This is a genomic window from Pacificitalea manganoxidans (assembly GCF_002504165.1).
GTDB lineage: Bacteria > Pseudomonadota > Alphaproteobacteria > Rhodobacterales > Rhodobacteraceae > Pacificitalea > Pacificitalea manganoxidans.
This window is the reverse complement of the sequence record NZ_CP021404.1, coordinates 521,221-544,695: the sequence shown is the minus strand read 5'-3', so window position 1 is coordinate 544,695 and position 23,475 is coordinate 521,221. Positions and strand designations below refer to the sequence as shown.

At 64.8% G+C, this 23,475-nt stretch carries 26 protein-coding genes and 1 pseudogene; 12 read left to right on the top strand and 15 right to left on the bottom strand.

The window, feature by feature from the left end; translation table 11 throughout:
• The first annotated feature begins 101 nt into the window (after positions 1-101).
• Entirely contained in the window at positions 102-455 is a 354-nt protein-coding gene (locus CBW24_RS02520) for an ArsR/SmtB family transcription factor (RefSeq protein WP_088662423.1), read from the top strand.
• A 7-nt stretch (positions 456-462) separates the two neighbouring features.
• Here CBW24_RS02520 and CBW24_RS02515 read toward each other — a convergent pair whose 3' ends face one another.
• Positions 463-1,392, bottom strand: a complete 930-nt coding sequence (locus CBW24_RS02515) for a LysR family transcriptional regulator (protein WP_232530028.1) — start codon at positions 1,390-1,392, stop codon at positions 463-465.
• A 520-nt stretch (positions 1,393-1,912) separates the two neighbouring features.
• Between CBW24_RS02515 and CBW24_RS02510 the strand changes: the two genes are divergently transcribed.
• Together CBW24_RS02510 and argF are read left to right on the top strand one after the other, a co-directional pair.
• Positions 1,913-3,103 (top strand): aspartate aminotransferase family protein, encoded by a 1,191-nt coding sequence (locus CBW24_RS02510; protein WP_097372572.1) that lies wholly within the window; start codon positions 1,913-1,915, stop codon positions 3,101-3,103.
• Position 3,104: 1 nt separating this feature from the next.
• Complete coding sequence (gene argF / locus CBW24_RS02505; RefSeq protein WP_097372571.1) at positions 3,105-4,037, top strand: ornithine carbamoyltransferase; 933 nt, start codon at positions 3,105-3,107, stop codon at positions 4,035-4,037.
• A gap of 85 nt (positions 4,038-4,122) precedes the next feature.
• Here the strand turns inward: argF and CBW24_RS02500 are convergent, their stop codons facing one another.
• From CBW24_RS02500 to CBW24_RS02490, 3 genes are all read right to left on the bottom strand, one after another.
• A complete protein-coding gene (locus CBW24_RS02500) occupies positions 4,123-5,202 on the bottom strand; it encodes a 5-(carboxyamino)imidazole ribonucleotide synthase (protein WP_097372570.1) in 1,080 nt (359 codons plus the stop codon).
• Positions 5,195-5,656, bottom strand: a complete 462-nt coding sequence (gene purE, locus CBW24_RS02495; RefSeq protein WP_097372569.1) for a 5-(carboxyamino)imidazole ribonucleotide mutase — start codon at positions 5,654-5,656, stop codon at positions 5,195-5,197. Before purE ends, CBW24_RS02500 begins: the two co-directional genes overlap by 8 nt.
• Before the next feature lie 124 nt (positions 5,657-5,780).
• Positions 5,781-5,996 (bottom strand): YdcH family protein, encoded by a 216-nt coding sequence (locus tag CBW24_RS02490; protein WP_088662429.1) that lies wholly within the window; start codon positions 5,994-5,996, stop codon positions 5,781-5,783.
• A 188-nt stretch (positions 5,997-6,184) separates the two neighbouring features.
• Between CBW24_RS02490 and CBW24_RS02485 the strand changes: the two genes are divergently transcribed.
• Positions 6,185-6,598, top strand: coding sequence for an Hsp20 family protein (locus CBW24_RS02485; protein ID WP_088662593.1), 414 nt, complete (start codon positions 6,185-6,187; stop codon positions 6,596-6,598).
• Positions 6,599-6,614: 16 nt separating this feature from the next.
• Positions 6,615-6,851: a DUF1150 family protein gene (locus CBW24_RS02480; RefSeq protein WP_088662430.1), complete on the top strand. Its 237-nt coding sequence runs from the start codon at positions 6,615-6,617 to the stop codon at positions 6,849-6,851.
• 92 nt (positions 6,852-6,943) lie between these two features.
• Here CBW24_RS02480 and CBW24_RS02475 read toward each other — a convergent pair whose 3' ends face one another.
• A complete protein-coding gene (locus CBW24_RS02475) occupies positions 6,944-8,656 on the bottom strand; it encodes a bifunctional sulfate adenylyltransferase/adenylylsulfate kinase (RefSeq protein WP_088662431.1) in 1,713 nt (570 codons plus the stop codon).
• A gap of 251 nt (positions 8,657-8,907) precedes the next feature.
• Positions 8,908-9,900, bottom strand: coding sequence for a thioredoxin-disulfide reductase (gene trxB / locus CBW24_RS02470; RefSeq protein ID WP_088662432.1), 993 nt, complete (start codon positions 9,898-9,900; stop codon positions 8,908-8,910).
• A 223-nt stretch (positions 9,901-10,123) separates the two neighbouring features.
• On the opposite strand from trxB, the gene CBW24_RS02465 reads away from it, so the two are divergent.
• Positions 10,124-10,624, top strand: coding sequence for an Lrp/AsnC family transcriptional regulator (locus tag CBW24_RS02465; RefSeq protein ID WP_088662433.1), 501 nt, complete (start codon positions 10,124-10,126; stop codon positions 10,622-10,624).
• Between the two features lie 496 nt (positions 10,625-11,120).
• Here CBW24_RS02465 and CBW24_RS02460 read toward each other — a convergent pair whose 3' ends face one another.
• The 4 genes from CBW24_RS02460 to lgt all read right to left on the bottom strand — a co-directional run bounded on the left by CBW24_RS02460 (position 11,121) and on the right by lgt (position 14,292).
• Complete coding sequence (locus CBW24_RS02460) at positions 11,121-11,300, bottom strand: hypothetical protein (protein ID WP_088662434.1); 180 nt, start codon at positions 11,298-11,300, stop codon at positions 11,121-11,123.
• A 195-nt stretch (positions 11,301-11,495) separates the two neighbouring features.
• Positions 11,496-12,251: a peptidoglycan editing factor PgeF gene (pgeF, locus tag CBW24_RS02455; RefSeq protein ID WP_097372568.1), complete on the bottom strand. Its 756-nt coding sequence runs from the start codon at positions 12,249-12,251 to the stop codon at positions 11,496-11,498.
• Positions 12,248-13,273 (bottom strand): class I SAM-dependent methyltransferase, encoded by a 1,026-nt coding sequence (locus CBW24_RS02450; RefSeq protein ID WP_097374098.1) that lies wholly within the window; start codon positions 13,271-13,273, stop codon positions 12,248-12,250. The genes pgeF and CBW24_RS02450 overlap by 4 nt, the downstream gene beginning before the upstream one ends.
• 71 nt (positions 13,274-13,344) lie before the next feature.
• The gene (lgt, locus tag CBW24_RS02445; protein ID WP_088662436.1) at positions 13,345-14,292 is read right to left on the bottom strand and encodes a prolipoprotein diacylglyceryl transferase; all 948 of its coding nucleotides are present in this window, start codon (positions 14,290-14,292) and stop codon (positions 13,345-13,347) included.
• 149 nt (positions 14,293-14,441) lie between these two features.
• On the opposite strand from lgt, the gene CBW24_RS02440 reads away from it, so the two are divergent.
• The gene (locus tag CBW24_RS02440) at positions 14,442-14,693 is read left to right on the top strand and encodes an accessory factor UbiK family protein (RefSeq protein ID WP_088662437.1); all 252 of its coding nucleotides are present in this window, start codon (positions 14,442-14,444) and stop codon (positions 14,691-14,693) included.
• Between the two features lie 231 nt (positions 14,694-14,924).
• Positions 14,925-16,238: a chromate efflux transporter gene (gene chrA / locus CBW24_RS02435; protein ID WP_097372567.1), complete on the top strand. Its 1,314-nt coding sequence runs from the start codon at positions 14,925-14,927 to the stop codon at positions 16,236-16,238.
• A 19-nt stretch (positions 16,239-16,257) separates the two neighbouring features.
• Here the strand turns inward: chrA and CBW24_RS02430 are convergent, their stop codons facing one another.
• From CBW24_RS02430 to CBW24_RS02410, 5 genes and pseudogenes are all read right to left on the bottom strand, one after another.
• Complete coding sequence (locus CBW24_RS02430; protein ID WP_097372566.1) at positions 16,258-16,725, bottom strand: winged helix-turn-helix domain-containing protein; 468 nt, start codon at positions 16,723-16,725, stop codon at positions 16,258-16,260.
• Between the two features lie 379 nt (positions 16,726-17,104).
• On the bottom strand, positions 17,105-17,620 hold the full coding sequence (locus tag CBW24_RS02425) for a DoxX family protein (RefSeq protein ID WP_232530026.1): 516 nt from the start codon (positions 17,618-17,620) through the stop codon (positions 17,105-17,107).
• Complete coding sequence (locus CBW24_RS02420) at positions 17,617-18,405, bottom strand: HvfC/BufC N-terminal domain-containing protein (RefSeq protein ID WP_097372565.1); 789 nt, start codon at positions 18,403-18,405, stop codon at positions 17,617-17,619. Before CBW24_RS02420 ends, CBW24_RS02425 begins: the two co-directional genes overlap by 4 nt.
• Positions 18,389-19,232, bottom strand: a pseudogene (bufB, locus tag CBW24_RS02415) (MNIO family bufferin maturase). The gene CBW24_RS02420 and the pseudogene bufB overlap by 17 nt, the downstream one beginning before the upstream one ends.
• A gap of 187 nt (positions 19,233-19,419) precedes the next feature.
• Positions 19,420-19,725, bottom strand: coding sequence for a BufA1 family periplasmic bufferin-type metallophore (locus CBW24_RS02410; protein ID WP_088662442.1), 306 nt, complete (start codon positions 19,723-19,725; stop codon positions 19,420-19,422).
• Positions 19,726-19,886: 161 nt separating this feature from the next.
• Between CBW24_RS02410 and CBW24_RS02405 the strand changes: the two genes are divergently transcribed.
• The 4 genes from CBW24_RS02405 to CBW24_RS02390 all read left to right on the top strand — a co-directional run bounded on the left by CBW24_RS02405 (position 19,887) and on the right by CBW24_RS02390 (position 23,471).
• Positions 19,887-20,561: a sigma-70 family RNA polymerase sigma factor gene (locus tag CBW24_RS02405; protein ID WP_097372564.1), complete on the top strand. Its 675-nt coding sequence runs from the start codon at positions 19,887-19,889 to the stop codon at positions 20,559-20,561.
• Complete coding sequence (locus CBW24_RS02400; RefSeq protein WP_097372563.1) at positions 20,558-21,199, top strand: NrsF family protein; 642 nt, start codon at positions 20,558-20,560, stop codon at positions 21,197-21,199. The genes CBW24_RS02405 and CBW24_RS02400 overlap by 4 nt, the downstream gene beginning before the upstream one ends.
• A gap of 192 nt (positions 21,200-21,391) precedes the next feature.
• Positions 21,392-22,408: an ABC transporter substrate-binding protein gene (locus CBW24_RS02395; RefSeq protein WP_097372562.1), complete on the top strand. Its 1,017-nt coding sequence runs from the start codon at positions 21,392-21,394 to the stop codon at positions 22,406-22,408.
• A gap of 235 nt (positions 22,409-22,643) precedes the next feature.
• Positions 22,644-23,471 (top strand): ABC transporter permease, encoded by an 828-nt coding sequence (locus CBW24_RS02390; protein WP_088662446.1) that lies wholly within the window; start codon positions 22,644-22,646, stop codon positions 23,469-23,471.
• Positions 23,472-23,475: the final 4 nt, after the last annotated feature.

Below are 23,475 nucleotides of genomic sequence, written 5' to 3'. Positions count from 1 at the left end.
CCAGCACGCTGCATCTGCCGCGCGCGGGCCCGTTCGAGCCCCCCTTGGCAAATTCAACCGTATGGTTGACGATGGTCCGGACCGCCCCTAGGCCCGGTGCCATGACGCCCTCGCTCGACATCGTTTTCGCAGCCCTTGCCGACCCGACCCGCCGCCGCATCCTGTCGATGCTGCTGGAGGATGACATGGCCGTCACCGATGTGGCCGAGCCGTTCGAGATGTCGCTGGCCGCGATTTCGAAACACCTCGCGATCCTGACGCGCGCCGGGCTGATTTCGCAAGAAAAGCGCGGTCGGCTGAAATGGTGTAAGCTGGAGCCAGACGCCTTGCGCGCGGCGTCGGTCTGGATGCAGGGCTTTGGTCAGTTCGAGCCCGTGAACCTCGACCAGTTCGAGCGGTTCTTGCGCGCGGAGCTTCCCGATCTGATCCCAGACCTGCCGCCCGAGGCGGATTGACCCGGCGCTAGAGCCCAAGTTCGGCGAAACGTTCCTTCAGGAATTGCACGACCGCCTGCACCTTTGCGGTGCGGTGCAGATCGACATGGGTCACCAGCCACAGATCGAAGCTCCAGTCCTCGCGCGGGGGCATGACCTCGACCACGTCGTCATGACGTTCGCCCAGCCAGCGCGGCAAGAAGCCGATACCCGCCCCGGCCAGCACCGCGTCGATATTGGCGCGTTGAGAACTGGTGCGGAACGCGATGCTCTCCGGAGGTGCTTCATTTTGCAGCCAGCCATAGAACGGCGCGCGCAGCAGCCGCGTATCGACCCCGACAAAGCGGTGCTTGTCCCAATTATCGCCGTCGAACGCAGGCCTGCCCTCCAGATATTCCCGCGTCGCGTAAAACCCGATATCGTAGCGAAACAACCGCTGCACCACGTTGTCGGGTTCTTGCGGCTGCCGCCCGGCGCGGATCGCGACATGGGCTTCACCGTATTCCAGCCGGAACACACGCTCATCGGTCAGAAACCGCACCTCGACCGCCGGGTAAAGCGCGCCGAACTCGACCAGCAGCGGTGTGATCAGCGGCGACATGACCGACAGCGACGTGATGGTCAGATCGCCCGACACCCCCTCACCCCGGCCCCGGATGCGGCTGGCCAATTGCGCGAACTGATCCTCGGTCGTGCGTCCGACCTGCATCAGATCCATTCCGGCCTCGGTCGGGGTGTAGCCGCGCGCATGACGCTGAAACAACCGCGCGCCCAGACGTTTCTCCAGCGCATCGACATGGCGGATGACGGTCGCGTGGTGCACGCCAAGCGATTCCGCCGCCCCCGACACCGTCCCGGTGCGGGCGACGTGATAGGCGGTGCGCAATTCGTCCCAACCTTCGAGGGACATCACCGGAGGCGTCGCGCCGGGCCGGTTGCGGGGCGGGGTGTCGCTCATCGGGGGGACGTGCTCCTCTCGGGGGCAGGGAATGGATCAAGGCCGGGCAAAGCGGCCACGGGCGCATCAGTGCCACACGCGTTGACCCGCGGCGATGCCAGTAGCGGGGTCCGTGTCACCGCGCCGATCTGCTCCGCCACATCGGTCGCGGCGGGGTTACGGAGCAGAAATGGGATACCGGGCATGGTCAAGCGAAAGCGCATGATCCTTCCTTAGCGGGCAGGACCGCGCCCTGCTACCGCGATCTGCGACAGCGACGTGCACCCGCACTGAATGTCGCCGGGCTGCCGGGGCGTCGCGCCCGGCGCAGATAAGGCTGGCTTTCCCCTGCGCAACCCGCTACCAGCAGCGGCATGAACGTGACCGTGATCCCTGCTGCGCTGCGACGCCGACGTATCACCGCCTGAGGGCGCACCTGTTCTTGTGGGCGCTTGGTTCGCGCGCCCGAACCCCTTCTCTTCAATTGACAAAACCGTGTCCCCGTGGGCACTTCATGCATTCCTGAATAGAGGCACCGCCGATGATCCCGTCCATTCTGCCGACTTACAACCGGGCACCGCTTTCCTTCGTCAAAGGCGAAGGCAGCTGGCTGATCGAGGCCGATGGACGCCGATTTCTGGATTTGGGTGCGGGCATTGCCGTTAATGCGCTGGGACATGCCAATCCGCGGCTGGTCGAGGCGCTGACCGAACAGGCGCAGCAGCTATGGCACGTCTCGAACCTCTACCGCATCCCGCAGCAGCAGGCGCTGGCCGACCGGCTGGTTAACCTGACCTTTGCCGACACCGCGTTCTTTACCAATTCGGGCACCGAAAGCTGCGAACTGGCGGTAAAGATGGCGCGCAAATATTGGTATGAGCAAGGCGATGCGGAGCGGGTGGAAATCATCGCCTTCCACGGCTCCTTCCACGGGCGCTCCGCCGCCGGGATCGCCGCCGCCGGGTCCGAGAAGATGACCAAAGGCTTCGGTCCGATCCTTGGCGGGTTCACCCATCTCGACTGGGGCGACATGGACGCGCTGCGCGCCGCCGTGACAGACCGCACCGCCGCTGTATTGATCGAACCCATTCAGGGCGAAGGCGGCATTCGCCCCCTGCCCGATCAGGATCTGAAAGCGCTGCGCGAGATCTGCGATGCCACCGGCGCGTTGCTGATCTTCGACGAAGTGCAATGTGGCGTGGGCCGGACCGGTCGGCTGTTCGCGCATGAATGGGCGGGCGTCACGCCTGACATCATGATGGTCGCAAAGGGTATCGGCGGCGGCTTCCCGCTGGGCGCGGTGCTGGCGACCGAGGCCGCAGCCGCGGGCATGGTCGCGGGCACGCATGGCTCCACCTATGGCGGCAATCCCTTGGGCTGCGCCGTTGCGCTCGCGGTGCTGGAGGAGGTCGCAACACCCGACTTCCTCGACGCCGTCAATCGCAAGGCGGGCGCGCTGCGCCAGAAGCTCGAAGGCCTGATCGACGCGCATCCGGAGGTCTTTACCGGCGTGCGCGGCAGTGGCCTTATGCTGGGCCTGACCTGCAAAGCCCCCGCAGCCGATGTCGTGAAAGCGGGCTACGACGCGGAAATCCTGACCGTTCCCGCCGCCGATAACGTGGTCCGGCTGCTGCCGCCGCTGAACATCACCGACGCAGAGATCGCCGAAGCGGTCGCGCGCCTCGACCGGGCAGCCACAGCCGTGGCCGCGTCCGTCGAGAAAGGAGCCTGACATGAGCCATTCGCATTTCCTCGACATCCACAAAACCGATCCCGCCGATCTACGGCGGATGCTGGACGACGCGCAGCGGATCAAGGCCGCCCGCGCGGGTAAGCCGAAAGGTGCGCGCGACGCCGAAACCCCGCTGGCCGATCACCTCGTGGCGCTGATTTTCGAGAAGCCATCAACCCGCACGCGGACCTCCTTCGATGTGGGCGTGCGGCAGATGGGCGGCGAAACTCTGGTCCTGACCGGGTCGGAGATGCAGCTGGGCCACGGCGAAAGCATCGCAGACACCGCCCGCGTGCTGAGCCGCTATGTCGATATGATCATGATCCGCACCTTTGCCGAAGAAACCCTGCTGGAACTGGCCGAACATGCCACGGTGCCGGTCATCAACGGGCTGACCAACCGCACGCATCCCTGTCAGATCATGGCCGATGTGATGACCTATGAGGAACATCGCGGCCCGATCACCGGCAAGAAGGTCGTCTGGGCCGGGGATGGCAACAATGTCTGCGCCTCGTTTCTGCATGCGGCGGGGCAGTTGGGCTTTGACATGGTGTGGACCGGACCCGAAACGCTGGCCCCGGAGGCGGAATTTGTCGAAGGCGCGCGGGCGTGCGGCGCGTCGGTCACGTTCGAGCCGGACCCGATGAAAGCCGTCGAAGGTGCCGATCTGGTCGTCGCAGATACATGGGTGTCGATGCACGATCCGCAGGAAACCCGCGCCCGGCGCCATAATCAACTGGGCCCCTATCAGGTCAATGATCGGCTGATGGCGGCGGCGGGCAAGGACGCGTTGTTCATGCATTGCCTGCCCGCCCATCGCGGCGAGGAAGTCACGGATTCGGTGATGGATGGCCCGCAATCGGTGATCTTCGACGAGGCCGAGAACCGTCTGCACGCGCAGAAGGCCGTGATGCGCTACTGCCTTGGCGCATGAGCCATCGCTGCCCGTGGCATCGTGACTTAGATTAAGCAAAAGCCCCGGAGCCGTGCAGGTCCGGGGCTTTCGTTTGACTGACGTCTCAGCCCTGTTTGGGCTGGACGATATTCACATGGCCCATCTTGCGGCCAGCGCGGGTTTCGGCCTTGCCATAGAGGTGCAGCGCCGCATGTGGCAGGCGCGCCAATTCAGGCACGCGGTCCATGTCATCCCCGATCAGGTTTTCCATCACCACATCGGAATGACGCAGCCCGTCGCCCAGCGGCCAGCCCGCCACGGCCCGAATGTGCTGTTCGAACTGGTCAACCGCGCAGCCGTTTTGCGTCCAGTGTCCGGAATTGTGCACGCGCGGGGCGATTTCATTGACGATGAGCCCCCCGGTCGTCACGAACAACTCCACCCCCATCACACCGACATAATCGAGCGCGTTGAGGATACGCCCGGCCAGCAACACCGCATCGGTGCGTTGGCTGGAGGTCAGCCGCGCGGGCACGGAGGTGGTCCGCAGAATGCCCTCCGCATGCAGGTTTTCGCCGGGATCGAAGCAGGACACTTCGCCCGTCACACCGCGCGCGGCGATGACGCTCACCTCATGGGAGAACTCGACAAAACCTTCGAGGATCGCGGGCGCGCCCTGCATCGCGGCCAATGCGGCATCGGCGTCTGCGGGCGATTGGAGCCGCGCCTGCCCTTTGCCATCGTAGCCCATGCGCCGGGTCTTCAGGATTGCAGGCGCGCCGATTGCGTCCAGCGCGGCGGCAAGGTCATCGGCGCTGTCGACGGTGCGATAGGGGGCGGTTTGCAGCCCCAGACCGGCAAGGAAATCCTTCTCCACCAGCCGGTCCTGACTGGTCTCCAACGCGCGGCGGCCGGGGCGCACCGGGGCTGTCCCGCCCTCCAGCACCGCGATCGCTTCGGCGGGGATGTTCTCGAACTCGTAGGTGATGACGTTGCAGGCAGCGGCAAAACGCGCCAGCGCGGCGTGATCGTCATAGGGGGCGACGGTCGCGGCATCGGCCAGTTGCATCGCCGGCCCACCCGGTGCCGGATCAAAGATATGGGTGCGGTAGCCCAGCCGCCCCGCCGCGACGGACAGCATCCGGCCCAGTTGGCCGCCGCCAACAATGCCGATCACCGAATTGAGGGGCAGTTGCTCAGTCATCCTGCGGCTCCTCCGGGATCGAGGCCGACAACGCCGCGCGCCAACTGTCGAGACGCTCGGCCAGAGCGGGGTCGGTGATGCCAAGGATGCCTGCCGCCATCAGCGCGGCATTGGCGGCGCCTGCCTCCCCGATGGCCATCGTCGCGACCGGATAGCCGCGCGGCATCTGCACGATGGAATAGAGGCTGTCGACCCCCGACAGGGCGCGGGTCTGGATCGGCACGCCGATGACCGGGATGCGGGTCTTGGACGCCATCATGCCGGGCAGATGTGCCGCGCCACCGGCCCCGGCGATGATCGCTTTCAGCCCGCGACCCGCCGCGTCCTTGCCGTAGCTCCACAGCCTGTCGGGTGTGCGGTGCGCCGAGACGATGCGCGCCTCGTAGCTGATCCCCAGTTCGTCCAGCAGCTCGGCTGCGCGTTTCATCGTCGGCCAGTCGGACTGACTGCCCATGATGATCCCGATATCTGGTCCTGACACGTCGCCTAGCCCCCTGAAGCCTGCGGAAATGAGCGCGCACTATAGCCGGATGCGGAACGGGTGCAATCATGCGGAAACGCCGCGCGCGGCGGCAGGATCAAGCGATGATATCGGGGTAAAGCTCATCCTCGACGCGGGCGATCTGATCCTTCAGATGCAGCTTCTGCCGCTTCAGCCGTTGCAGGGTGAATTGATCCGCCGTGCCCCGTTGCAGCGCCGCAATCGCCTCGTCGAGATCGCGATGCTCGCGCTTCAGCACTTCGAGGCGCACCTTCAGCACCTCGTCATGGTTCATTTCACTGGGTGCGTTCATAAGGCGGACAATCTTGGGTCGGGGTCACGCCGACACATACACCGAGCCGCGCCTTTCACGCAACGCTGGCGTCGCCTCAGGCGCAGTTCTTGCGTCGCGCGCAGGCGCTCCCCATATTGAAACGGACGGAGGCCGCCAGTTCCGGGGCCTTCCGAATGCATCGTCGCTTCGACAAGGACCGTGCCATTATGAGCAAGACGACACTGGGGTCGCACCCCTTCCTTTTGGGGTTCGAGCAGCTTGAACGGCTGGTCGAACGCACTGCCAAGACCGGCAATGACGGATATCCCCCCTACAACATCGAACAGAAAAGCGATCTCAGTTATCGCATCACGCTGGCCGTGGCCGGGTTTTCGGACGCCGATCTGTCGATCACCCTAGAGGCGCGCCAACTGGTGATCCGGGGCCGCCAAACCGATGACAGCGGGGAGCGGGTTTTCCTGCACCGGGGCATCGCGGCGCGTCAGTTTCAGCGCAGCTTCGTGCTTGCGGAGGGTGTCGATGTGACCGGCGCAACGCTTGAAAACGGGCTTTTGCACCTCGATCTGGAACGAAGCGCCCCTGAAACCGTTGTTCACACAATCCCGATAACCCGGAGCTGAAGGAAGGAAAGCAGATATGGACACCGAATATCCCTTCGGCGCCGAGGCCGAAATCGCCCAGAAGGCAATCGTCTATGTGCGTGCTGTAGATGTCGAAGACCTCCCCGAGGAGGTTCAGGAACAGGCCATGGGCCGCAAGCAGCTTTACGCCGTGCATAGCGAAGATGGCGAACGTCTGGCGCTGGTCGGCGACCGCCATCTGGCCTTTGTGCTGGCGCGGCAGAACGATCTGACGCCCGTCGCCGTGCACTGACCCGCGACCGGGCTACCCCCGGCGCACCAGAATGCAAAAGCCCCGCAGGTCGAACCTGCGGGGCTTTTTATTGGGGCTGTGGGCCGCAAGCCCTAGCTCTGGCCGCTGAAAAGACCCATGGCTTCGAGCTTCAGCAGCACCTGATGGGCGCAGTGATCCACATCGACATTTTCCGTCTCGACCCGCAATTCGGGGTTTTCGGGCACATCGTAGGGGTCGGAGATGCCGGTGAATTCCTTGATCTTGCCCTCGCGCGCCAGCTTATAGAGGCCCTTGCGGTCGCGTGCTTCGCAGACCTCGATCGGGGTGGCGACGTGGATTTCGACAAAGGCGCCATATTCCTCGACATCCTGACGGACGGCGCGGCGGGTGGCGGCATAGGGCGCGATGGGTGCGCAGATGGCGATGCCGCCGTTTTTGGTGATCTCGGACGCGACATAGCCGATACGGCGGATGTTCAGGTCACGATGCTCCTTGGAGAAGCCCAGTTCGGAGCTGAGATTCTTGCGCACGATATCCCCGTCGAGCAACGTCACCGGGCGACCGCCCGCTTCCATCAGCTTGACCATCAGCGCGTTGGCGATGGTGGATTTGCCGGACCCGGAGAAGCCGGTGAAAAACACGGTGAAGCCCTGCTTGGCCCGCGGCGGACGGGTTTTGCGAAGCTCGGACACCACCTCGGGGAAGGAGAACCATTCCGGGATTTCCAGACCTTCGGCCAGACGGCGGCGCAGTTCGGTGCCCGAAATGTTGAGGATCGTGACCTTATCCTTGTCGGCGATCTCGTCCGCGGGCTCGTATTGCGCGCGCTCCTCGACATAAACCATGTGTTTGAACGGCACCATTTCGATGCCCATCTCGGCCTCGTGCTCGCGGAACAGATCCTGCGCGTCATAGGGGCCGTAGAAGTCTTCGCCCTGGCTGTTTTTGCCCGGACCGGCGTGATCGCGCCCAACGATGAAGTGGGTGACGCCATAGTTTTTCCGGATCAGCCCGTGCCAGACGGCCTCACGCGGACCAGCCATACGCATGGCCAGCGGCAGCAGGCTCATCGTGGTGGTGGCGGCGGGGTATTTGTCCAGCACCGCCTCGTAGCAGCGCACGCGGGTGAAGTGATCTACATCGCCCGGCTTGGTCATGCCGACGACCGGATGGATCAGCAGGTTCGCTTGGCTTTCGCGCGCGGCACGGAAGGTCAGCTCCTGATGCGCGCGGTGCAGCGGGTTGCGGGTCTGGAACGCGACGATGCGGCGCCAGCCCATCTTGCGCAGGAAGGTGCGCAACTCGTTGGGCGTGTCGCGGCGCGCTTTGAAGTCATAATGCACGGGCTGCTGGATGCCGGTGATCGGACCGCCGAGATAAACCGGACCCGCAATGTTGTGCAGGTAGTTCACCGCCGGATGCGCCTCATCGTCAGCGCCGAAAACCTTCTCCGCCTCGCGCGCCTTGTTCGGCACCCATTTATCGGTAACGGACAGGATGGCGAGGATCACGCCTTCTTGGTCGCGCAGCGCGATGTCGGTGCCCGGCTCGACGCCATCAGCGAATTTCTCGGACACGTCGAGGGTGATGGGCATGGGCCACAGCGCACCATCGGCGGTGCGCATATTGTCCACAACGCTGTCGTAATCGGCTTCGGTCAGGAAGCCCTTGAGCGGGTTGAACCCGCCGTTCATCAGCAGTTCAAGGTCGCAGATCTGGCGCGGGGTCAGATCCCAGCTCAGCAGGTCGCCGGCCTCGACCTTTAGTTTCTGGGCGCTTTCGTAGGAGACGTAAAGCTCGGGGACGGGGGCAAGATTGGACATCGGTGTAACCACTTCGGATTGCATTCGGACAGGTGCGCCGCACCTCCCACCCGGCGCGGGTGTTGGGGCGCCTTTGACCATTCTGCCTCGAAGAACTCAAGGAAACGCTGACGAAATAGGGGGATTGAGACCAAAAGGACGCGGATTACCGCGTCCTTTGGTTCGATATTCGAGAGGATCGCCGGATTAGCGAACGATTTTTCGCGCATCCGAAACCATGACACATCACCGTCCCGGCTGCGTGAGGAGGCTTATGCCTCAGCCGGGGCTTCTGCGGGGGTCTGGGCGCCCTCTGCCTCGCCCACACTTGCAAGGAATCGCTCCGCGTCGAGCGCCGCCATGCAGCCCATCCCCGCCGACGTCACCGCCTGACGGTAAATGTGATCGGTCAGATCGCCTGCCGCGAACACGCCGGGAATCGACGTGGCGGTAGAGCCGGGCTGCACCTTCACATAGCCGCCGTCATGCAGCTCCAGCTGGCCCACCACCAGTTCGGAGGCGGGCGCGTGGCCAATCGCCACGAAGAAGCCCGCGCAGGGCACTTCGGTGATCTCGCCGGTCTCGACGTGGCGGGCGCGCACGGCCTCCACGCCAAGCGGGTTTTCGGAGCCGATCACCTCTTCGACCTCATGATCCCACATCAGTTCGACCTTGGGATGCTTGAACAGGCGGTTTTGCAGGATCTTTTCGGCCCGCAGGGTGTCGCGGCGGTGGATCAGCGTGACCTTGGACGCGAAATTGGTCAGGAACAGCGCTTCTTCGACGGCCGTGTTGCCACCCCCGATCACGACGACCTCTTTGCCGCGATAGAAAAACCCGTCGCAGGTCGCGCAGGCCGACACGCCGAAGCCCTTGAACTTCTCCTCGGAGGGCAGACCAAGCCACTTCGCCTGCGCGCCGGTGGCAAGGATTAGCGCATCGGCGGTGTAGGTCGTGCCGCTGTCAGACGTCGCGGTGAAGGGACGCTTCGACAGGTCGAGCGAAGCGATATGATCGGTCAGGATCTCCGTGCCCATCGCACGGGCATGCTCTTCCATCCGGATCATCAGGTCCGGCCCCTGCACCTCGGTATCGCCGGGCCAGTTCTCCACCTCGGTGGTGATGGTCAGCTGGCCGCCAGGCTGAATCCCCTGCACAAGGATCGGCTCCAGCATCGCGCGGCTGGCATAGACGGCAGCGGTGTAGCCGGCGGGGCCCGACCCGATGATCAGGGCCTTGGTGTGGCGGGTCGCGGACTGGGTCATGAAAACTCCGGGAACGAGGGGAAGAGCGGTTTGTTGGCCCGATATAAGCAAGCCGACGTCGATCCGAAACCCCGCAGCCGCCCCGCAGGCGGGCGCTCTGGCATAAGCGTCCGCGCACCATTTACGTTCGATGCGGACCCTTTGGAGTATTATTGCGCAAAGATGAAATATTGTTGCGGAGCGCCGGCCAGCTACCTATCATATGCAAATTCAAGGAGCGCTCATGCCAACCGTCAAGCTTGACCCCATCGATCGTAAGATCCTCGCCGAACTTCAGGCCGATGGCCGGATGACCAATGTGGAATTGGCCAAGCGGGTCGGCATCTCCGCCCCCCCCTGCCTGCGCCGTGTGCGCACGCTGGAGGAAGCAGGCCTGATCCGTGGCTATCATGCCGATATTGACGCGCGCGAACTGGGGTTCGAGGTGCAGGTTTTCGCACTGGTCGGGCTTAGCAGTCAGGCGGAGGTCGATCTGTCGGCGTTCGAGCAGAAATGCCGGGAATGGCCGCTTGTGCGCGAATGCCACATGCTGAACGGCGAGATCGATTTCATCCTGAAATGCGTCGCCCCGGACCTGTCGACGTTCCAGAGCTTCCTGACCGAGCATCTGACCGCCGCGCCAAATGTGGCCAGCGTCAAAACTTCGCTCGTTATCCGCAATGCCAAGGACGAGCCCGCCGTGCCGTTCGAGGTGCTGGAAGACAGGCTCGCCAAAAGCGCCTGACCTCAACGACCCTGACGGACATACCAAACGCGGTTTGTCGGTATGCGTGATGAAGATGGAGGGGGGGGTGCAGGCGGGCGATCTCAGAGATCCGTGTCGAGGCTAAACACGATGAGATCGCCCATCTGAACGAGCAGTCCTGAAAGACGGGACCGCGATCTAAGTCGCTGATCCTGCCCCCATGATTGCCCCAAACTTGCCAGATTTGTCAAAACCTTATTTAAATCGGCGCCCCAAACCCGCCATTTCCCGACCAATCCGTCGATGCGGGCGCTTTTGTTTCGCTGCGGCACCCTAATTACGCGCGCGGCGTGCGCGGAGGGCTTTGCGATTCGCTTGGATCACTGTGGCGAAAATCTGGCCTGAGACCTGAGATGCCCCTGCCCCGCCGTTCCCGACGCCCGAAAAGGGAAACCCCGCCATGCGAGGGGCATGACGGGGCCACGAGGGTTGGTGCGACGTGGTTCAGGCGTCGCACCGAACGGGGAAAACTCCCTTACGCGCTGTGACGCGCTGCGGGATCTTGGTCGTAACGATCCGAAACGCGCTTCGGTTCCACATTATTTTCACGTCGCACGATCATGACCGCGCGTACGCGACCTCGCTGCCATGCCGGTGGGGTCACCAGCGTGGCAGCCTCGTCGCGGATCCATGCCATCCAGCGGCGTTCCAGCATTGCATTGCCCTTCTTATCTGCTCTCCGCGCCAGTCGGCAGCCGTTCCGCCGGGTCGGATCTGTATGTGTTGGTGTCGCATCGCCGGGGCCAGCCCCACGGGGCGGACCTTCGGCGTTGACGCGGCCGTGGTTAACCATGGCCCTAGAACTTGGCGAAGATATGGCCGAGCCGGGTCGCGTCCGCGACCGCCGAGGTCAGAGCTTGATCGCGGACAGCAGACGGCCGTAATCGGCCTCGCCGCGATGGGTCGCACGGCGGAAGGAATAGAACCGATCCGGATCGGCATAGGTGCAATGCCGGGTCCATTCCGCGTAGCCGATCCCAGTTTCGCGCAACCGATGCACGCCGTAGCCCGGCAGATCGAACTGCACCCGATCCCCCTTTCCCTGCGCAAAGAAGCGCTGCGCGTCCGGGTCGGCCATCATGAAGGTGTCCATGAAATCTGGACCCACCTCATAGGCGGCCTGCGAAATCGACGGTCCGACAATGGCGGTGATCCGCTCCCGATCCGCGCCAAGATCGATCATCGCTTCGACCGTCGCTTCGAGCACGCCGTCAAGCGTGCCGCGCCATCCGGCATGGGCCGCACCGACGACGCCGCCTTCGAGATCGGCAAACAGCACCGGCTGGCAATCGGCAGTCAACACCGTCAGCACCACGCCGGGGGTCGCGGTGACCAGCGCGTCGGCGCGGGGGCGATCCTCGGTTGCCACCTCGACCGCGACAACATCCGCCGAATGCACCTGCGTCACGGCCTGCATATCTTCGGGCAGTGCATACATGGCAGACGCCACGCGCTCGCGATTGACGATGACCGCCGATTCCTGATCCGAACTGCCCATCCCGCAATTCAGCCCGGCAAACACGCCCGAAGACGCCCCTCCCTTGCGGGTGAAGAAGCCATGCAACGCGGGGGACAGCGCTTGGTGGGTAATGATTTCGAGCATCATGCGGGATCGTATCCTGGGGCCTGAGGAGCACCGTTCGGGGTGATTGCGATCGTCTTGAAGAGCGAACCCATTTCCGCCGGGTGGGTCAAGCGACGATGTGCGGCGATATGGGAGCGAAGCGCCTCGTCGGTGTCCATCCGCTTGGCCAGCGCCTTGGCGCGCGCGGTAATGCCCAAACGCTCTAGCCATGCGCCCTGCCCCATCATGGCGCTCGCCGTCGCGCCAGCTGCATGGGCGGCACGGGCGATTTCGGCGAAATCCACATGGGCGGTCAGATCGTCCTCGCCGGGATGGGCAAGCGGATGCACGGGGGCATGGTCGCGCAGTGCCTGCAACGTGTCCCCCCGCGAAACCGCGTCGCCGTAGTCGAAAATCAGCGCCACGCCGCCCCGTGCCGCAATGCGTGAGGCAAGGTCGGTGGTGGCGGGGGCAAGTGCCGGGCAATGTTCGACGATGTCCCCCGGCGCGGTATCGGCAAGCCGGTGCATCAACGGCGCGCGCGGCGCAGCGGCAGACAGGCCAAAGCACAGCCCGGTTTCCGCGCGCTGCACCATCACCTCGGCCCAGCCTTCGGGCGCGCGGTGAAACTGGCGGATCGGCAGCGCGTCGAAAAATTCGTTGGCGATCAAGAACAGCGGCAGATCGGGAAGATCGGCGACGCTGTCGGCCCATTCCACCGGATAGCCGGTCAGCGCCCGCGCCTGCGTCTCGCGCAATGCCGGGCTTGCTTCGACCAGCACGATCCGCGCCGCGGCGTGAAAGCCGGGCATCGCCCGCGTGGCGCGCAGCAGGTCGGCCATGAGCGTGCCGCGACCGGGGCCAAGCTCGGCCAACACGAAGGGCGAGGGGCGGCCTTGGTCCAGCCACGCCTGCGCCAGCGCCAGCCCGATCAATTCCCCGAACATCTGGCTGATTTCCGGTGCCGTAGTGAAATCCCCGGCGACGCCAAACGCCTCGCCCCGGCTGTAGTAGCCATGTTCGGGATGCAGCAGGCATTCCGCCATATAGTCCGACAGCGGCATCGGCCCGGTCAGCGCGATGCGCTCCGCGATGAGCCGGGCCAGCGGCGGGGTGCGGAGGGGAACCTCGGCGCTCACGCGCGGGAGCCCTCGGTCACCTCCCGCCGGTCGCGCTGACGGCGCGAAACCCAGATGAGCACAAGCCCAAGCGCGATCATCGGCAGCGACAGAAGCTGCCCCATCGTGATCCCGACCTGCCCCGACCCGATAACAAAGCCCAGCGGGTTATCGGGCGACATGAATTGCGCATCGGCTTGGCGGAAATGTTCGACAACAAACCGCGCCGCGCCATAGCCCGCAAAAAACACGCCCGCGATCAGCCCCGGCTGTTTCAGCGCGCCGCGCCGATAGGCAAGCCACAGCAACACACCGCCCAGCACGAGCCCTTCCAGCACGGCTTCATACAATTGCGAGGGATGCCGCGTCAGTTCGTTGCCGTAGTAGAACCAAGCGCCCGGCACTTCGCAGCCCTGCGCGATGGGACTGGTGCACAGGGTCGGGAACTTCATGCCCCACGGGACATCGGTGGGGCGGCCCCACAACTCGCCATTGATGAAATTTGCCAACCGGCCAAAGAACAGCCCCGGCGGCACGCACAAGGCCAGCACATCGGTCATCGACAGTTTCGGCAGCGATTGCCGGATCGAGAAGATGCCGACGCTAATCACGACGCCCAAAAGCCCGCCATGGAAGGACATGCCGCCCTGCCACAGCTGCAGGATCGCGCCGGGATTTTCCAGATAGTAGCCGGGCCGGTAGAACAGCACGAAGCCCAGCCGCCCGCCCAGCACGATGCCAAGGATCACCCATGTCACCAGATCATCGACCTGCGACCGGGTCATGGGCGCAACCCCGCGATGCCACAGCGCCGGATTGCGGTTCAGCACGACGGCAATCCACCACCCTGCGAGAATCCCCGCGATATAAGCCAGCGCATACCAGCGCAGCGCGAATTCAAAGCCGCCAAGCGCCAGCGAGAAGATCTCGGGGTTGATTTCGGGGAAGGTGATCATTGCCTGCATGGGGCCGGATGTGCCGGCATCGGTGCGTCGAAGTCAACGCTCGTTTGTGTGAACGTCGCGGTGAACGCAGCCCGGCATTCCCGCCGCGGCGGCCTTGAGGCCGGGCGGTGCCTGCCCCATATTGGAAGAAACCGATGCAGGAGCCTCCGATGCAAAGCCGGAACAAGTTTTTCGACGACATGTCGCAGCTGATGACCAACGCGATGGGCGTGGCACAGGGCGCCAAGGACGAAGCCGAAACCGCCATGAAGGGCTGGGTTGACCGCTGGCTGGCCGACCGCGATTTCGTCACCCGTGACGAATTTGAAGCGGTGCGCGGCATGGCCCAGAAAGCCCGCGAAGAAAACGAGGCGCTGAAAGCCCGTCTCGACGCGCTGGAAAAATCGAAGCCCGGCGGCTGAGCCCGGCACCGATCCCCATGCGAAACAGGCGGCTTTTTAGGCCGCCTTTTTCATATGGGCTGCCTTGGGTCCGATCCGCGGCGGGGTTCGGGCCACGCCCCGCCCGCGTCTGGGCCGCCCTTTGCGCGATTGTCCGCACCCAGCTCAGGTTGACAGCCGCCCGTCGCTTTGGTTCGGTCGCGCGCAATCGGTCCGGCCCGTTCCGGTCACCAATACGGAAGTGCGCCCCGCGTGACGGACCCTGACCCTTCGCCCCTTGCCGAGCCGCCCGCGACCCCGTCGCTTGCGGCGCTGACACAGCGTTTTTTCCAGATCGGCATCCTGTCTTTCGGCGGTCCCGCGGCACAGATCGCGTTGATGCACCGTGTGCTGGTGGAAGACACTCGCTGGCTGAGCGAGAAACGGTTTCTCGACGCGCTGTCATTTTGTATGTTGTTGCCCGGCCCGGAGGCGATGCAGCTTGCCACCTATGCTGGCTGGCGGCTGCGCGGGGTGGCTGGCGGGCTGATCGCGGGCGGGCTGTTCGTGGCCCCGGGGGCGCTGATCATCCTCGCGCTGAGCTGGATCTACGCCGCGTTGGGCAATCTGCCCGTGGTCGAGGCGCTGTTTCTGGGGATCAAGGCGGCGGTGCTGATCATCGTGATCGAAGCGTTGGTCAAGCTGGCGCGCCGGGCCTTTCGATATCGCGCGCATCTGATCTTGGCGGTCTGCGCCTTTGTCGCGCTGTTCTTTTTTGACCTGCCGTTCCCGTTGGTGATCCTTGCCGCCGCGCTTTGGGGCGCACTAACGGCACCAGGCGCCGCGACCGGCTCCGCCAGCCTGGACACCCGCCCATCTATCCCGGTGCGCACCGGTCACACCGTCGCCGTGCTGGGGCTTGGGGGTGCGCTATGGCTCGCGCCGCTGGGGGCGCTGGCGCTGCTGCCCTCCGCGCCGATCCTGACCGACATCACCCTGTTTTTTTCCAAGCTGGCCGTGGTGACCTTTGGCGGGGCCTATGCCGTGCTGGCCTATATGGCACAGGAGGTGGTCACCGATTTCAGCTGGCTCAGCGCGGGTCAGATGCTCGATGGGCTGGGGCTGGCGGAAACGACGCCCGGCCCGCTGATCCTTGTCACCGAATTCGTGGGCTTCCTTGCCGGTCTGGGCGGCGCGGGCGGGCTGACGGGCGGGATCGCGGGCGCGCTGCTGACGCTCTGGGCAACGTTCGTGCCCTGTTTCGCCCTGATCTTTGCGGGCGCGCCCTATATCGAATGGATCGCCGCGCAGCCGCGTCTCAATGGCGCGCTGACCGCCATCACCGCCGCCGTGGTGGGCGTTATTGCCAACCTGTCGGTATGGTTCGGGCTGCATGTCTTGTTTGGGGAGGTGCGGCTGATCGGCACTGGGGCGCTGACGCTCTGGGTGCCGAAACTTTCGACCCTCGATTGGCGGGTGCTGGTGCTGGCCTCGGGGGCGGCGGTATGTCTGCGCGCCACGCGGCTGCCGGTGGCGGCGGTTCTGGCCTTGGCGGCGGCGGGCGGTTGGGTTTTGAGCCTCGTCTAGACCAACACCCGCGACGCCCTCAATGTGACGGTGTCGTGACCGGCGTGACCTGTGCGCGCGCGCCGCTATCGGCCTGCAACTGGCAATAGCCCACGCCCGACACCACGACGAAGCTCAGGATCGCGATGGAATGGACGACCATCTTGAAGGTCCGGTCGGGGGCGCCAGTGGCCGTGGGGTCGGGGTAAAGCGCATAGCCCTTTTCACCCACCGTGCGCAGCGCCGCATGGCCCTGCGGACCCAGAGCGCGGCGAATCTCGGACACGACGCTTTCCACATCGTCCAGCCCCGCATCCCGTCCGATCCGCGCGGCGACGCGATCCAGCGGGACGGTGTTTTCGGGATCATCGGCCATCAGTTCCAGCACCGCGGCGGCCTCGGGCGACAGGCGTGTGCCCTCGCCGCCCGGCTTGGCGAGCTTACCGGTCGTTACGTCGAACCGCTTTCCCGCGATACGAAGCCCGTCCGCTCCTGACTGCTGTGACATGTGCACTCCGTTTTTCCGCCCCCCGACGAAAGGTAAAATGCGCGCAGCGCGGCGTCGTGGCAAACCGGTCCCGCGCGTCTCGGCGGAACGACGCCCGGACGTTGCGCGAAAACGACAAACACCCTGTGCGCGTGCAGCGTTATCAGCGCATTACCGGAGGGCGTGCACCGCCGGACTTCGCGTGCTCAGTTGCGCAGATATTTGACCAGCGCTGCGATCACCAGACCCAAGACGATCAGCCCGAGAACCCAGAATATTGCCATCGCGGCCATCATGCCGCCGCCCATCTGCTCATGCATCATCATCGTGTTTCCTTTGTCTGTCTCACCACGATCTAGGCGCGGGGGTCCGATGCGGCAACGTCCAGCGCTGGAAGGTTTCAGCGCTCCAGCCGCAGCAAACGGTCCAGCGACAGTCGCCCCGGACCGCAGGCTATCACGGTGACGAAGCAGGCAGCCCACAGGCCATGCGTGACCCATGCACCGGGATAGACAAAGACCTGAATGACCAGCGTCATCACCAGCAGCGACAGCGCCGCGAGCCGGGTGAACAGACCGGCGATCAGCAGCACCGCGAACAAATGCTCCGCCACCGTGGCCAGCACCGCCGCCAGCGCCGACGGGATGACGGGCAGCGCGTATTCATGCTGGAACAGGAAATAGGTGCTGTCGGCAATGGCAAACCCGTCGACCTTGGTCCGGGCCGACAGCCAGAACACCGCCGCCGGAAACACCCGCAGCATGAACAGCGGCACATCGACGGGGATCATCCGGCCCAAAGCGGCATTGCCCCGGCGCACGGCCCCGCGCACGGGGTCGCTGCGCGCGGGCGCTGCATCTGCGTGGGAGGAGGCCGTGCGGGCAGCGGGACGGTGCGGTGTGGTGGCGGTGGTCATGAGGGCTCTCCTTGCGGATGGGGTGCGGAAACGGTCACACGGCTCAGCCCGACAAGCAGGCGATGCTGTAAAATTATGCCCAGCGCCGTGGTCAGATCGTCGTCGCGTCCCTCTACGGCGGCGCGTTCGGCCACGGCTCCCAGCGTTTCGCCTGCGGCAAGGTCTGCGATCAGCGCTGCGGCATGGGGGGACACGGCGTGCAGGTCGACCCGGTCCTGCGGGCGGCAGATCAACACGGCCTCTGCCGTGGCGGGAACGGACTTGATGTCACCGCCGGGCTGGTGCGCCCGCCACAGCGACAGCACGGGCCAGCGGGACACAAGGCAACGCAAGCTGGGATGCAGGATCAGGCGCAGCGTCTCGGGCGATTGCGCGGCGGCGTCGGCCAGACATGCGGGATCGACAGGCTCGGCATCGGCGGCGTGATAGGCCGCGCCGCGCGCCAATTCCAGCCGCGCCACATCCGCCAGATAGCCCAGCTTTCCGAGTTCCGCCTGCACAGCGAGGTAATCGGGCAAACGCGCCCCATATCGTGCCAGCACCGGGTCATCGGGGGGATGATCGGTAACGAAGTTACGCGCCAACGCGCCGAAATACTCCGCGCCGACCAGTTGCTCGACGACTGGAAACCGGGTGCGGAGCGCTTGGGTCAGCGAATGAAAGACGTTGTTGCGATAGACGGCAAAGCGGCGTTCCACATCCCCCGGTGCCGTCAGACCCGGCGGCAGTGCCCCGCCCGCCACTGCCCGGCGAAAGGCGTCCTGCATGTCAGGATGCGAGGGCATGGCGCGCGCCCTCCAGCACACCCAGCGCGGCGCGGGCCTCTGCCATCAGCACCGGAAACTCGGGCACGTCATTGTCCCACTCGATCAGCGTGGCACAGGGGCCGATCCGCGCGATCAGTTCGTCATAGAGCGTCCAGACCGGATCGGCGACCGGGCTGCCATGCGCGTCGATCAGCAACGGCCCGGAGGGTAATTCTTCGGTGTCGTGGCCGCTAAGATGAATTTCGCCCACCGCCTCGACCGGGAAATCGGCAAGATAGGCGCGCGCGTCGCGGCGGTGATTGGTGGCGGACACAAAGACGTTGTTCACATCCAACAGCAGGCCACAGCCGGTGCGGCGCGTGATTTCGCGCAGGAAGGTCGTCTCTTCCATCGTGGTGGCGTCGAACCCGACATAGGTGGCGGGGGTTCTCCAGCAGCATGGGACGGCCCAGCGCCTCCTGCACCTCGTCGATATGGGCGCAGACGGTGGTTAGCGTCTCCTCGGTATAGGGCAGCGGCAGCAAATCGTTGAGATAGGCGGCACCGTGGCTCGACCATGCCAGATGCTCGGAAAACGAGTCCGGCTGGTAGCGGTCGCAAACCCGGCGCAGACGGGCGAGGTGATCGGCATCGAGACGCCCCGCCCCCCCGATCGACAGCCCAACCCCGTGAATTGACAGCGCGTAATCCCGGCGCAGGGCTTCCAGCATCCGGTGTGGCGGACCGCCGTCGCCCATGTAATTTTCGGCATGCACCTCAAAGAAACCCAGATCGGGCCGCTCAGCGGCGATGTTAGGGAAATGCTCGGATTTGAAGCCAAGACCGACATGATTTGGCAAAGGCATGGGGTTTCCTTTCAGGCGGGCACGCGCGTCATTCGCAGAAAGCGGACACGCCATGATCGGTAGGGAACGATAAAGATCCGACCATGACGCGCCCTGCGCCCTCTCCGGGGGGAGAAAGGACGCGCGGCCCGGACCCAAATGGCCCGGACCAGCCAAGGGCGTTTGCACACCCCCGGCATGGGAAGCATTACGCGGGGATGTCGCGCTCCAGCGCTTCGAGCGACCCCATGCGATCTTCGGGCAGCTCAATCTCGGCGCAGGTGCCTGCGGGCACGAAGGTCCAGGCATTGCCCTGGTAATCCATCGTCGAGGTGCCGGCGCAGGTGGTGCCGGGACCGGCGGCGCAGTCATTTTCGCCCGCCAGCGACACGCCGTAGCATTTTTCCATCTCGGCATCGGATTTCATCGCGTCCTGTGCGCTTGCGGCTTGCGCCATGCCAAGGGCACCGGCGATGGACGAAGCAAGGACAAGGGCGGTTCTGGTCGTGGACATGGGGTAGTCTCCTCTCGGGTGGCGGCGCCGTCACTGGCGTCCGTGGCAGTCCCTTCGCAGCGCCAGCGCGATCCGTTACAGTGCTCACGTTCAGGTGATCGGTGCGGTGTTTCCCGTGAAGCGGTGTAACGTCCGCCCCATCTGCCACGAAGGGACGGGCAATGAGTGACGACCGCGATAGCCGCTGGGCGGATCTGCTGAGCCGCGCCAACCAAGGCGATCAGGTGGCATACGGGCTGTTTTTGCGCGACATCACCCCTGTCATCCGCGGGATCGTGGAACGGCGCGCGCGTGCGCTGCCCCATGAAACCGAGGACATCGTGCAGACCATTCTGCTGGCGGTGCATCGCAAACGCGCGACATGGCGCGACACGGACCCGGTGGCCCCGTGGCTTTTCGCCATCGTGCGCTACAAATGCGTGGATGCGTGGCGCCGTCAGCCCCCCCATGCCGCCACCCCGGTGGAGGATCTGGCGGATGTGCTGCCCGATCCGGGCCAAGGGGATGCCACGGCGGCGCGGGATCTGGACCGGCTCATCGCGGAACTTGACCCGCGGTCGGCCACGATCCTGCGGGCCATCGGTGTCGAAGGCGCCTCGGCCCGGGCGACGGGCGCGCGGCTCGACATGACCGAAGGCGCGGTGCGGGTGGCGTTTCACCGCGCCATGGCCCGGCTGAAACGAACGGTGGCGGGACCACGCCCAGACGGGGCGAACGGCGCGCGGCCGGAAGGGCGGACCGAAACGGACCGAGACGTTGCGCGGTCAGCTTCGGGCTCCCGCCCGGCGCAAGACAACGTCCCGGCACGATCCGGGGCACGGAGAACCAAACGATGAAGACCGATGATCTGATCGACAGTCTGACCGCGGACCTGCCCGCCACGCCCGTTCCTACGGTCGAGGTGCAAGCATTGCGGTGGTTGGCGCTGGGCGCGGTCGCCACGGCGCTGATTTTCGCGCTGTTTCTCGGCTTTCGGCCCGCCCTGCCTAACGCCCTGAGCCACCCGGTGACGGCGGCCAAGACGCTGCTGCCGTTGGCGCTCGCGATCCCGGCGCTGATCTGCTGTCTGCGGCAGGCCCATCCCGGCGCCGCGCCAAGCCGCGCGCGATATGCCCTGTGGTTGCCGCCCGCACTGGCCGCCGCGCTGGCCGTGGGCGCCTATATCGTGACCCGTCCCGGGCTTCGCTTCGATCTGTTCATCGGCTCCTCCATCGACATCTGCGGGCGCGCTATCGTCGCGCTGTCGGTGCCGATGCTGGCGGGGCTGCTGATCGCGCTGCGCCGGGGCGCGCCCGTTCATCCGACCCGGTGTGGCGCCTTGGCGGGGCTGGCTGCCGGGGCCTTCGCCGCGACGATCTACTCGCTGTTCTGCACCGAGGATTCGCCGCTGTTCTATGCCGTGTGGTATAGCCTCGCCATCGGCGCGGTCGCGGGGCTGGGGGCGCTTCTGGGCCGAATGCAACTGCGCTGGTAGGTGCGTTTTTGCTATCCGCGGTCGCCGCGCCCGCGAAAATTGCCCAAAAAGTAACCGTTAGCACACATATGCAAATTGATGCGCCGGTTACCGGCGCCCTTGACTTGCGCACCCGGTCTGCGGGTTTACTGAAACGCAGGCAAATGTCGGGCGCTTCGAGATCCGACTCACCCCTTGCGACAGGTCTGCGACATGAACACGACACTCACCGCTTCCGTAATCGCGCTGGCAGCTTCCGCCGTCACCGCGCATGCCGAAACGCTCACCATTTCCTGGTGGGGCTATAATGGCGATAAGCTCGACGCCAACCTCATCGCCCCGTTCAAGGAAAAATGCGGCTGTGACGTCGTGTTCGAGACCGGCAACAACGCCGATCGTCTGGGCAAGCTGACCGCACGCGGTGGCAAAGGCGTGGACGTGATCTTCCTCACCGACGCATACAGCCAAGTTGGCATCGAAAACGGCGTGTTCCAGGAATTTGATCGCTCGAAGCTGGAAAACATCGACGACATCTACGAAATCGCCCGTGATCCGCAGGGCGGCTATGGCCCCGCCTACACCGTGGGCCGCATCGGCATCGTCTATGACGCCGACAAGGTCGAGCCGATCACCAGCTGGGATGATCTGTGGCGCGCCGATCTGGAAGGTATGGTGTCGCTGCCCAACATCACCACCACCGCAGGTCCGATGTTCGTGGTGCAGGCCGGCAACCACGCCGGGGTGGACGCCTATGAGGACGCCGACGCGACCTTTGACGCGATTGCCGAAATCGAGCCCAACGTGGTCAAGAACTACAACACCGGCTCGGAAATGGTGAACCTGTTCTCCACCGGCGAAGTTTCGGTCACGATGACCCAAGACTTCACCCTGCGCTCGCTGCAGGAAGCCGTGCCCACCGTGACTTGGGCCGAATTGGAAGATGGCGACATCGCGGTGCTGAACACCGTCAACATCCCGACCGGCGCGGAAAATGTCGATCTGGCCTATGAGTTCATCGACTACCTGCTGTCGACCGAAGTGCAGCAGCTTGAAGCCGAACAGGGCGTCGACGCCCCGATCAACATGAATGTCGAACTGGAGCCGGAGCAAGCCGCGCTTTGGACCTATGGTCAGGAGGCGATCGACTCGCTCATCACCATGGATTACGCCGCGATGAACGCCGCCCGCACCGACTGGATCGACCGCTGGAACGAGATCTTCGGCATGTGATCGACCTGCCGGGACGATCGTGACATGAGGGGGCGCGGGGCCGAGAGGCGCCGCGTTCCCGTTTCTGCCCCGTGCATCCGCGGTGGCCCCCGACACTCCCGCCACGTTGATCGTCCCTGCACGACCGTTTGATACGACCCGTCTGCCCCGCCCGCGCCGCGCCCTGCCTGATCCGGCAATCGACGCCGCCGCCCGTCCGGGCATGACGCATTGATACAAGAGGAGCAGGCCAAACATGCCTCCCCGTCTTCGCGCTTGGGCCCTTTCCGCCCCTGCCTTGCTGCTGGTGCTGCTGTTTCTGGGGCTTCCCGTCCTTGCGACGCTAGCCACCACGTTTGGCGATCCGGCAGGCCCGCTGGCGCAATACGCGACCTTCTTTGAGTCGCGCTTCCGCATGACCGTCCTGTGGCGCACGATGGAAGTGGCGCTGATCACCACCACCGTGTCGCTAATCGTGGGCTTTGCCACCGCTTGGGTCGTGGCCCGCGCGCCCGGCCGCATCAAAAGCCTGCTGATCATCGCCGCCGTGTTTCCGCTGCTGACCGGTGTGGTCGTGCGGTCCTTTGCGTGGCTCGTGATCCTTGGCAAAAACGGCATCCTGAACAATTTTCTGCTGTGGATCGGCGCCATCTCCGAGCCGCTGAGCATGCTGTATACGCAAGGGTCGGTCATCATCGCGATGATCTACCTGTTCGTGCCGCTGATGATCCTGACGCTGGTCGGCGTGCTGGAAGGCATCCCCCAAGACCTAACCGATGCCGCCGCAAGCCTTGGCGCGAAACCTGCTGCTGCATTCCGGCAGGTGGTGTTGCCGATGGCCGTGCCGGGGCTGATCGTCGGATCGGTTCTGGTCTTCACCGGCTCCTTCACCAGCTACGCCACGCCGCAATTGCTAGGCGGTGAGCGGCAGATGATGATGGGCACGTTCCTTTATCAGCGCGCGATGGTGACATTCGACTGGGTCGGCGCGTCGACCATCGCCGCCGTCATGGTGGTGGTGACGCTGACCACGGTGATCGTGATGTCCAAGGTCGCGCGCCGTCTCAATCCGGTCGCGGGGTGATCCA

Bases quoted from the DNA above. Each gene is read 5' to 3' on its own strand.
- CBW24_RS02520 (WP_088662423.1), top strand. From the start codon at position 102: ATGACGCCCTCGCTCGACATCGTTTTCGCAGCCCTTGCCGACCCGACC.
- CBW24_RS02515 (WP_232530028.1), bottom strand. From the start codon at position 1,392: ATGAGCGACACCCCGCCCCGCAACCGGCCCGGCGCGACGCCTCCGGTG.
- CBW24_RS02510 (WP_097372572.1), top strand. From the start codon at position 1,913: ATGATCCCGTCCATTCTGCCGACTTACAACCGGGCACCGCTTTCCTTC.
- argF (WP_097372571.1), top strand. From the start codon at position 3,105: ATGAGCCATTCGCATTTCCTCGACATCCACAAAACCGATCCCGCCGAT.
- CBW24_RS02500 (WP_097372570.1), bottom strand. From the start codon at position 5,202: ATGACTGAGCAACTGCCCCTCAATTCGGTGATCGGCATTGTTGGCGGC.
- purE (WP_097372569.1), bottom strand. From the start codon at position 5,656: ATGGGCAGTCAGTCCGACTGGCCGACGATGAAACGCGCAGCCGAGCTG.
- CBW24_RS02490 (WP_088662429.1), bottom strand. From the start codon at position 5,996: ATGAACGCACCCAGTGAAATGAACCATGACGAGGTGCTGAAGGTGCGC.
- CBW24_RS02485 (WP_088662593.1), top strand. From the start codon at position 6,185: ATGAGCAAGACGACACTGGGGTCGCACCCCTTCCTTTTGGGGTTCGAG.
- CBW24_RS02480 (WP_088662430.1), top strand. From the start codon at position 6,615: ATGGACACCGAATATCCCTTCGGCGCCGAGGCCGAAATCGCCCAGAAG.
- CBW24_RS02475 (WP_088662431.1), bottom strand. From the start codon at position 8,656: ATGTCCAATCTTGCCCCCGTCCCCGAGCTTTACGTCTCCTACGAAAGC.
- trxB (WP_088662432.1), bottom strand. From the start codon at position 9,900: ATGACCCAGTCCGCGACCCGCCACACCAAGGCCCTGATCATCGGGTCG.
- CBW24_RS02465 (WP_088662433.1), top strand. From the start codon at position 10,124: ATGCCAACCGTCAAGCTTGACCCCATCGATCGTAAGATCCTCGCCGAA.
- CBW24_RS02460 (WP_088662434.1), bottom strand. From the start codon at position 11,300: ATGCTGGAACGCCGCTGGATGGCATGGATCCGCGACGAGGCTGCCACG.
- pgeF (WP_097372568.1), bottom strand. From the start codon at position 12,251: ATGATGCTCGAAATCATTACCCACCAAGCGCTGTCCCCCGCGTTGCAT.
- CBW24_RS02450 (WP_097374098.1), bottom strand. From the start codon at position 13,273: ATGCCGCTGTCGGACTATATGGCGGAATGCCTGCTGCATCCCGAACAT.
- lgt (WP_088662436.1), bottom strand. From the start codon at position 14,292: ATGCAGGCAATGATCACCTTCCCCGAAATCAACCCCGAGATCTTCTCG.
- CBW24_RS02440 (WP_088662437.1), top strand. From the start codon at position 14,442: ATGCAAAGCCGGAACAAGTTTTTCGACGACATGTCGCAGCTGATGACC.
- CBW24_RS02430 (WP_097372566.1), bottom strand. From the start codon at position 16,725: ATGTCACAGCAGTCAGGAGCGGACGGGCTTCGTATCGCGGGAAAGCGG.
- CBW24_RS02425 (WP_232530026.1), bottom strand. From the start codon at position 17,620: ATGACCACCGCCACCACACCGCACCGTCCCGCTGCCCGCACGGCCTCC.
- CBW24_RS02420 (WP_097372565.1), bottom strand. From the start codon at position 18,405: ATGCCCTCGCATCCTGACATGCAGGACGCCTTTCGCCGGGCAGTGGCG.
- CBW24_RS02410 (WP_088662442.1), bottom strand. From the start codon at position 19,725: ATGTCCACGACCAGAACCGCCCTTGTCCTTGCTTCGTCCATCGCCGGT.
- CBW24_RS02405 (WP_097372564.1), top strand. From the start codon at position 19,887: ATGAGTGACGACCGCGATAGCCGCTGGGCGGATCTGCTGAGCCGCGCC.
- CBW24_RS02400 (WP_097372563.1), top strand. From the start codon at position 20,558: ATGAAGACCGATGATCTGATCGACAGTCTGACCGCGGACCTGCCCGCC.
- CBW24_RS02395 (WP_097372562.1), top strand. From the start codon at position 21,392: ATGAACACGACACTCACCGCTTCCGTAATCGCGCTGGCAGCTTCCGCC.
- CBW24_RS02390 (WP_088662446.1), top strand. From the start codon at position 22,644: ATGCCTCCCCGTCTTCGCGCTTGGGCCCTTTCCGCCCCTGCCTTGCTG.